This window comes from uncultured Thomasclavelia sp., assembly GCF_944324745.1.
GTDB lineage: Bacteria > Bacillota_I > Bacilli_A > Erysipelotrichales > Coprobacillaceae > Thomasclavelia.
This window is the reverse complement of sequence record NZ_CALUXO010000080.1, coordinates 51,724-60,927: the sequence shown is the minus strand read 5'-3', so window position 1 is coordinate 60,927 and position 9,204 is coordinate 51,724. Positions and strand designations below refer to the sequence as shown.

Here is a 9,204-nt window from a genome sequence, read left to right as displayed (position 1 = left end):
GATGGATAGAGGAACAGAGGATGGTCTTTTGAAGATTATCAAAAGCAACATCTCTTAGTTTGCCTTTTTCATGTAAATAGATAATATAGTCGTAATTATCAAAGAAGATATATTTAAAAGTGTTTTTGCCATCTTTTTTATTTCAAAGATTTTATATTCCTAAAAAAAGTACAGCCTAAACTGTACTTTTAATCATGGATTTTTCTTGCTAATACGCCTCTAATAAACTCTGGATCAAAATGTTTTGCTCGTGATCCAGAACAACCCATATCTAATGAAGCAATTTGTTTCATTTCTTCTTCATTCAATTCAAAATCAAAAATATCAATATTTTCTTTAATTCTTTCTATGTGAGTTGATTTTGGAATAACAACAACTCCTCTTTGAACATTCCATCTTAAAATTACTTGTCCCACTGATTTTTGATATTTAGCAGCAATTGCTTTAAGCATTTCATTTTCAAATGGATTATAACGACCACCACCTAATGGAGCCCAAGCTTCAGGAATGACATCATAATATTTCATTATTTCCAATGCTTCTTCTTGGGTAAAGTATGGATGTAATTCAACTTGATTTACCATTGGTTTAATTTCAACTGTTTCACAAAAATTAATTAAAACATTTGGATAGAAATTAGAGACCCCAATTGCTTTTAATTTACCTTCTTTATAAGCATCTTCCATAGCTCGCCAAGCTGCAAAATAATCACCCATAGATTGATGTTGCAAATATAAATCAATATACTCTAAACCACTTTTTTTAAGTGATGCTTCGATTCCATACCGAGCTGTATCATAGTTTTTCATATCTTGAACCCATAATTTTGAAGTAATAAATAAGTCTTCACGCTTACAAATTCCTTCAGCAATTGCCTGCTTTACGGCAGCACCTACAGCATCTTCATTAGTATATGAAGCAGCTGTATCAATTAACCGATAACCAGCTTTAATAGCTTGATAAACTGATTCTTGACATTCTTTTTTATCAGGAACTCTAAATACTCCAAATCCAACCATAGGCATTTTTAAGCCATTGCTTAATGTTACATATTCCATAGTTTCTTTCTCCTTTATTCTTCAAAATTACATTTAGTTGTTGCTAGTTTTTGTAAAGATTCTTTAGTAACTTTATAGAATGGTTCATGTTTATTTACTGTTGCAATCAATGCCATTTCTTCATCAGTTAAAGTAAAATCAAAAATTTCAGCATTTTCTTTAATGTGATTTAATGACTTGCTGCCAGGCACTAATCCAAATCCCATTTGGGTATGCCATCTTAAAATTATCTGAACTGAAGTTTTATGATATTTTTTTCCTAAATCTACGAAAACTGGATCATTGATCATACCGGTATTACCATGTCCTAATGGATACCATGATTGTAAGGCAATATGATGCTGGTCACAAAATTCTTTTACGGCTTCAGCTGGATAGTACGGATGGCATTCTACTTGCATTAAAGCAGGTACAATTTCACATTGATCAAATAATTCTTGTAATTTTTCAACTGGGAAATTAGATACCCCAATCGCTTTGATTTTACCTGCTTTATAAGCTTTTTCTAACATCTTATAGGCATAAATATAATTATTAACTGGATGATGCAATAACATTACATCAACATAATCAACATCTAATCTTTTCAAAGTATCATCGATTGCCTGATCATTTTCATAAAGAGTTGGTCCTAGTTTAGTTTCTAGAAAATATTTTTCGCGTTTCTTTCCGGATTTTTTTAAACCTTTTCCAACTTCAACTTCATTGCCATAACGATTAGCGGTATCAATTAGTTGATATCCGTTATTTAAAGCAAAACTAACATTTTCAGTAATTTGATTACCTGATTGACCAATTGTTCCAAAACCAAGTTTTGGTAATTTTAATCCATTATTTAAAGTAATATATTCCATTTTCATCACCTCATCTAATTTTTATATCCAGGTACTTTTTATTATCTTTAACCATATTGTAATTCTATTTTATAAAGATGTACAATATAAAAACTGAATAGAAGTATAACAATATTGCATAGCAAAAAAAAGAATTGTGAATAAATCATCAATTCTTTAATAAACTTTGATATATTTTTTCATCCTCATCTTTAAAAACATTAAAAATAACTTTTTCAATGCTAGAATTCTTTAAATAATCTCTTACCGTTTCAATAGCAATTTTAGCAGCCAATTTTTGAGGAAAATGGAAAACTCCGGTGGAAATACAACAAAAAGCGACTGTTTTTAAACCATACGCCTCAGCCAGACGTAAACAACTTTGATAGCATGATGCTAATAAATCCTCGTCTTTTTTACTAACTTTTCCAGTGATAATAGGTCCAACTGTATGTAAAATATATTTGCATGGCAAATTATAGCCTTTAGTAATTTTAGCTTTGCCAGTTGGTTCTAAATACTTTTGTTTATTCATTATTTCATGACACTTATTTCTAAGTTGAATCCCAGCATAACTGTGAATGGCATTGTCAATACAATGGTGTCCTGGTACAAAACAGCCTTCCATTCGATTATTAGCAGCATTGACAATCGCATCAACCTTTAATCTAGTAATATCACCTTTCCATACCAATAATTGATCATCATTATCCTCAAATGAAACAATCCCTTTATTAGTATTTTCAACTTGTAACATCGCATCTTGTACTTTTAAAAATTCTGAATCTATTGCTTTGGCCTCGCGAATATTTACTAGTGCCCGATATAAATTAAAAAGATCATCATGATTCGTTGATATATCTATTTCGATTTTTGCTTCTTCACTTAAGTATGTAATTAGATACTTTAATCTTTCAATTTGATCCATGATCATCCCTCCATTAATGCTAATAAATCATTTATCACTAAATCAATATCATTATCTATTAAAATTGCTTGTTTTTTTATTTCGTTTGGGCAAAAATTATTTCCAAGATTAATACATGCATAAATAGCTTTTTTATTTTGATTAGTATATTTCCAAAAAGGATATTTGATAATTACTGGTGTATTATTTCCAACCCCAAGTTCTAAATAAACAGTTTTTAAATTTTGGTGTCTTCTAATAAAATCTTCATAACGTAAATAAGCCTGATTCCAACCCTCATCTTGGACAAAAGTATCATCACATCGTAAATTCATTGTCATTGGTGCCCCACATTTAGGACAATATGGTATAAGATCAGATGGTATTTTCATATCCTTTTGTTTTTTAATCATTAATTTAACTGTAGCTTCATTATCATACGTCTGCTGATGACATGGTTTACTGCACTGCCATAATCCATAATCACCTTGAGTATAAAACAAGCGTTTTTTATCAAATCCAGCTTTTTGAAATTGATGATCAACATTTGTCGTTAAGACAAAATAATCTTTATCTTTAACTAGCTTCAATAATTTTTGATAAGTATTTTTAGGTGCCTCAATATAACGATTATAATATATATGTCGTGACCAATATGCCCAATACTCTTCTAATGTTTCATAAGGATAAAAACCAGCCGAATACATATCTGGTAGATGATACTTATCAATAAAATCTGCAAAATATTTTTGAAATCTTTCACCAGTATAAGTCAATCCTGCCGAAGTTGATAAACCGGAACCAGCCCCAATAACAAGACAATCAGCTTCTTTAATTTTATTTGCCAGTTTAGCTACTGAATCACTATAATCTTGTTCAAAAAACATTCTTACCACCTCATCTTTTATTGTAATATAACCAATAGCTAAAAGATATTAAATCTTTAACTATTGGTTAATTTCACAAACTATTATTTTCTTACAACACTAATTCTTTGTTGAAGATGATTTCCACTAACAATTTCATCAACCATAGCAATGGCATAATCAGCATATGAAATAATGCTTTCACCTTTATCATTCAATGTCAATTCTTCGCCACCTAGAATATAGGCCCCAGTTCTTTCACCTTCAGCCTGAAAATCTCCAGCTGGTGAAATATATGTCCATTTAACATCATTACGATTTCTTAATTCATTTAAAGCTTTAGCCATAGCAGCAGCTAATGGTTTAAAAGCATCAGGAAAATCTGGACCATCAGCCACACATACTGTATGTTCTGGATTAACATATAAACTTCCAGCTCCTCCAACAATTAATAATCTTGTATTGCTTCCTGATAAAATATCACATAAATGTTTAAGAGAAGTGCTATGTTGTGGTAGGTCTTCTTCTACCCAGGCACCAAAAGCATCAACTACAACATCAAAATCTTTTAAATCTTCACTAGTTAAATCATATAAATCTTTTACGATAACATTTTTAGCTTCTGTTTGGTTTTCTCCTCTAACTACCGCAGTTACCTCTAATCCTCTTGCGACTGCTTCTTTAACAATTAATTTACCAGCTTTACCATTGGCACATACTACTGCAATTTTCATAATCTATTTCCTCCATTTCTTGATTTGTTGTAACTCTATTGATTACATCTAAAATATAACACCGCTTTAATGTAATGTCAATAGTTACATCTATTTTTTTTAATATTTCATTAACACAAATTCAATAAGATTAAAATACTTCAAGTATAAACTAACAAATGTAAAACGAAAGGAGATTGTTAAGATAGCAAAATCAAAATTAATAAAAGTTAATGAAAAAAAGGGTCCTTATCATAATTTTTAAGAACCTATCTAATCTTCTTTTTCTTTAATCTTCAATTACAAAAGCACTTCTTAGCATTTCTTCAACTCCTGGAGCTTCAGGATCGTGACTAGTCTTACCAGTATCTAATGCTTTCATTTCAGTCATTTCTTCTTCAGTCAAGACAAAATCAAAAATATCAATATTACTTTTGATTCTTTCAGGATTAGTTGATTTCGGTAAAACAATCAAGCCATCTTGAGTTTCAAAACGCAATAAGATTTGACCTGCATTTTTACCATACTTTTTAGCCAATTTAGTTACAACTTCATTACCTAATAATTCAGGATTTCCATGACCTAAAGGATAATAACATTCTAATTTTACATCATCTTGAGCCATGATTTCACGAAGTTCTTTTTGTTGGCAAAAAGGATTACACTCTACTTGATTAACTGCAGGTTTGATTTTAAATTCTGGGACAAATTGATTGTATATTTTAGGTGTCATATTACTTACACCAATTGATTTTAACTTACCGGCTTCTTTGGCTTCTTCAAGAGCTTTCCAGGCACCAACGACATCACCATAAGGTTGATGAATCAAATATAAATCAATATAATCAACATTTAGTTTTCTAAGTGATCTGGCAATTCCCACTTTAGCTTGTTGATACCCATGATCTTGTAACCATAACTTACTGGTAATAAAGATTTCTTCACGTGGAATCCCACTATCACGAATAGCTTTTCCGACATCTTCTTCATTAAAATAAGCAGCCGCAGTATCGATATGACGATATCCATCTTTTAAAGCCTGTAGCACAGCATCATAAGTTGGTCCATCATTAGGAATTGTAAAAACTCCAAAACCAACAATTGGAATTTTATTTCCATCATTTAAAGTAATCATTTCCATCTTTATACACTTCCTTTTTTAATCATGTACTTTTACTGAATGAATCATTTTCACAAATTCTGGATCAAAATGATTTACAATATTACTTTTACCAGTATCTAATTTTGAAATTGCTTCTATATCACTTTCATCAAGTTTAAAATCCCAAACATCAAAATTTTGTTCAATTCTATCTTGATGAACAGATTTAGGAATTACAACAACTCCACGATCAAGATTCCAACGCAAAGCTACTTGAGCTGGTGTTTTATGATATTTATTTCCGATTTCTATTAAAACAGGATGACTAAAAATCCCATATTTTCCTTCCGCAAATGGTCCCCAGGCTTCTAAAACCACTCCATATTCACTAGCAGTTTTTAAAGCTAATGGTTGTTGAAAAAATGGATGTAATTCAATTTGATTGACAGCTGGTATTACTTCAACTGTTTCACAAATATCAGCTAAAACATGAGGATAACAATTACATACACCAATCGCTTTAAATTTACCAGCACGATAATTTTCTTCCATGACTTGATAAGCAGCTAGATAGTTTCCCATTGGTTGATGGAATAAATATAAATCAATATAATCTAATCCTAATAAATCTAATGATCGATCAATAGCGCTTTGAACATCATTATAATCTTGAACCCATAATTTAGTCGTTATAAATAATTCTTCTCTAGTAACAATTTCTTCATTAATAGCTTTTTTTATCGCAGCCCCTACAGCCGCTTCGTTCATATATGCTGCTGCAGTATCAATCAAACGATATCCAGTTTTAATAGCCTGATAAACAACTTCTTCACATTGATCTAAATCAGGCACCTGATATACACCATAGCCTTCCATTGGCATTTTGATTCCATTATTTAATGTAACATATTCCATAATCTCACTCCTTAATTTTTATAAATATCTATTAATGGTTTTAAACTATATTCACAATAATTTTCAATACTAGCAATCAAGCTTCGCTCTTGACCGCCATTAATACACCAGGTAGCTACTGCTCCATAATAATTATCAATAATGATATTAATAATTATATTAACTGGAAGAGTATCTTTTAACTCCTTAGAATTAATAGCCTCCATCAAAATCTCTTTGATAGCTTCTTGGTCATAGTGATATTTAGTAGTTCCTGTATCTTCATTTTCTAATGGAGCCGTAACACTTTTCATCCATTGTTGAGCCACCTGTAATGTATTTTTTTCAATGATCATAACTGATTGTTTTAAATAATAACTGATTTGATCATAGACACTGCCTGATAAATTTGCTGCTAAATCTTTAATAACCTCATATTCTGATAAAGCAATGGCTGAAATCGCATCTTCTTTTCTTTTAAAATGAGTATAAAAACTTCCTTTAGCGATCTGTGCTTTAGTCGTAATTTCTTCAATATTGATATCTTCGGCTTTTTTTTCATTAAGCAACTCTCTTACTGCTTCAATAATTTTTCTTCTGGTTTCTAATTTGGCCTCCTGTCTTTTACCCATCATATGCCCTCCTCGACTATATTTTGCCATTTCGTTGAATAAAGTTAATGAATTTATTCAACGAAATTTAAATATTATAAAAATTAATAACCTTTACTAAACTTTATCGTGCTATTATAATAATTAAATAGAGGTGGTATTTGTGAAACTCACAATTTCTCAAATTGCAAAAATGGCTGGTGTTTCTCGAGGAACCGTCGATCGGGTACTACATCATCGCGGTAACGTTTCTAAAGAAACTAAGCAAAAAATTCTTAGTATTATAGAAAAATATGACTATCAACCTAACGCTATTGGAAGTGCTTTAGCTAGAAAAAAAAGTTATAAAATTGGCGTAATTTTATTAGAAAAACATAATTCTTTTTTTCAAATAATAAAAAATGGTGCTTTAGAGGCAGTTAAAACATATAAAGATTATCACATTGAATTAGAAATCCGACATATCCCTTACCTGGAGGTTAAAGACTATATCAAAGCTTTAAATGAATTAGAACCTATCGTTGATGCCTTGGCATTAGTTGGTTTAGATAATGAAATAGTTTTAGAAAAAGTTAATTCACTGGTACAACAAAAAATACCAATCATGACAATGAATACTGATTTATCAAATAGTTTACGAACCGGTTTTATTGGAATCGATGATTATAAAGGAGGGATGTGTATTGGTGGTTTAATTAAAGATATATTAAAAGAAAACAGTACGATTCTACTATTAAGTGGTGATTCTATTATTAGATCGCAACAATCACGACTTGAAGGCTTTAAACAAGTTTTAAAATCTTATCCTAGCATTTATCTTTCCGATGTTTTTTATACTCATGACAAAATCAATGAAGTTTATCGTTATATTTATGATACTTTATCAAAAAAATCTTATGATGCAATTGTTTCCATGGGTTCTCATGTCGATATGATCGTTAAAGCCATAAAAGATCTTAATTTATCTAATAAGCCCTATATTTTAGGCTTTGATTTAATGCCTGAATATCATGATGCTTTAGCTAATGGGGAAATTGATTACATTGTTGATCAAAATGCTTTTTTACAGGGGTATCAGACTATCACATGTTTATGCGAATATTTGATTCATAAAAAACAATTGCCACAAGGGCCTCAGTATTTACCGATTCATATCTATAATCAATATAATATTTAAAAGGGAGCTTTACATCTTGAAAGCTCCCTTAATTTACTTCATCCGTTAGTGTGCATATTTTTCTTAAATATCATAGTAGAACTTATTTGATAAATATATTTACACTCTTTTAATAGATTCTTTGTCTATAAGTAACTTCTACTTTTAATACTCTGTTTACACTAAATCCTCTTTTTTAAATTTTAGTACATCCAACTAATATACATCCAATTGTTACCAATACAACACCGATAATAGTATATTTCAATTCTTTTTTAGATTTATTTTCATTTAAGAACACTAATGAACAAATTGTAGAAACAACAACACACATTTGTGATAATGTAAATCCAATTGCCACTCCATTTAATAAATTAGCATAAATCAAAGCAATATTAGCTACTGACCAAATCAAACCTGGTAACATATTTTTAAAAGTTATCACATCAAATTTCTTAATATCTTTAGGTTCAAATAAACATAAGATCAAAGAACCAATGACCATTCCAACTGCTTGAGGGAATACTGCTTCAATCCCACCAGCATTAACAAAACGTGGTGCACATGAGTATGCTGTAAATCCTATTGCTGCAATTATTAAAATAATAACCCCTGCTTTAGTATTAGATTCTTCTTTATTATCACTATAAGAAGTACAAACTGCTCCCAAAATAATAATTGCCAATGCTACAAAACCTAAAGTTAATTTAGTAGTAGTATCCCATTCATTAAAAACAATTACACCGAATAAAGAATTAAGTACTAAATTAAACCCTGTAGAAATTGCAAATGCTTTGGAAGTTCCTAATAACTGATAAGATTTATATTGTAATAATTGCCCTACACTCCAAAATAGTCCTGAAATAGCACTACCCAAAGCAACTGCCATAGTAACTTGTGGCTGCATTACTATAAACACAACTATTGCAAAAATCATTGCTCCAAAAGCTGTTCCTAATTGCTGTTGAATTGGTTTACCACCAATTTTGCCAATCACTGTTGGATTGATTCCCCACATTAAAGCTGGGATTAAAGCGATTAATAAATCCATTTTTTCTTATCTC

General features: G+C 30.4%; 10 protein-coding genes. 1 reads left to right on the top strand and 9 read right to left on the bottom strand.

Features of this window, described 5'->3' with window-relative positions:
* Positions 1-188 precede the first annotated feature (188 nt).
* From Q0K54_RS11090 to Q0K54_RS11055, 8 genes are all read right to left on the bottom strand, one after another.
* On the bottom strand, positions 189-1,058 hold the full coding sequence (locus Q0K54_RS11090; RefSeq protein ID WP_294581307.1) for an aldo/keto reductase: 870 nt from the start codon (positions 1,056-1,058) through the stop codon (positions 189-191).
* Between the two features lie 14 nt (positions 1,059-1,072).
* On the bottom strand, positions 1,073-1,912 hold the full coding sequence (locus Q0K54_RS11085) for an aldo/keto reductase (RefSeq protein WP_294581305.1): 840 nt from the start codon (positions 1,910-1,912) through the stop codon (positions 1,073-1,075).
* Positions 1,913-2,060: 148 nt separating this feature from the next.
* Positions 2,061-2,819: a protein-ADP-ribose hydrolase gene (locus tag Q0K54_RS11080; protein ID WP_294581304.1), complete on the bottom strand. Its 759-nt coding sequence runs from the start codon at positions 2,817-2,819 to the stop codon at positions 2,061-2,063.
* Positions 2,820-2,821: 2 nt separating this feature from the next.
* Positions 2,822-3,685: a Sir2 family NAD-dependent protein deacetylase gene (locus Q0K54_RS11075; protein WP_294581302.1), complete on the bottom strand. Its 864-nt coding sequence runs from the start codon at positions 3,683-3,685 to the stop codon at positions 2,822-2,824.
* Positions 3,686-3,768: 83 nt separating this feature from the next.
* Positions 3,769-4,398: an NAD(P)-dependent oxidoreductase gene (locus tag Q0K54_RS11070; protein ID WP_294581301.1), complete on the bottom strand. Its 630-nt coding sequence runs from the start codon at positions 4,396-4,398 to the stop codon at positions 3,769-3,771.
* A 268-nt stretch (positions 4,399-4,666) separates the two neighbouring features.
* Entirely contained in the window at positions 4,667-5,518 is an 852-nt protein-coding gene (locus Q0K54_RS11065; protein ID WP_294581299.1) for an aldo/keto reductase, read from the bottom strand.
* An 18-nt stretch (positions 5,519-5,536) separates the two neighbouring features.
* On the bottom strand, positions 5,537-6,394 hold the full coding sequence (locus tag Q0K54_RS11060; RefSeq protein WP_294581298.1) for an aldo/keto reductase: 858 nt from the start codon (positions 6,392-6,394) through the stop codon (positions 5,537-5,539).
* Positions 6,395-6,405: 11 nt separating this feature from the next.
* Positions 6,406-7,005, bottom strand: a complete 600-nt coding sequence (locus Q0K54_RS11055) for a TetR/AcrR family transcriptional regulator (protein ID WP_294581296.1) — start codon at positions 7,003-7,005, stop codon at positions 6,406-6,408.
* Between the two features lie 142 nt (positions 7,006-7,147).
* Between Q0K54_RS11055 and Q0K54_RS11050 the strand changes: the two genes are divergently transcribed.
* Positions 7,148-8,161, top strand: a complete 1,014-nt coding sequence (locus Q0K54_RS11050; RefSeq protein WP_294581295.1) for a substrate-binding domain-containing protein — start codon at positions 7,148-7,150, stop codon at positions 8,159-8,161.
* A gap of 175 nt (positions 8,162-8,336) precedes the next feature.
* Here Q0K54_RS11050 and Q0K54_RS11045 read toward each other — a convergent pair whose 3' ends face one another.
* Positions 8,337-9,191 carry a GRP family sugar transporter gene (locus Q0K54_RS11045; RefSeq protein WP_294581294.1) on the bottom strand — a complete coding sequence of 285 codons (855 nt, stop codon included), beginning with the start codon at positions 9,189-9,191 and terminating at the stop codon, positions 8,337-8,339.
* Positions 9,192-9,204: the final 13 nt, after the last annotated feature.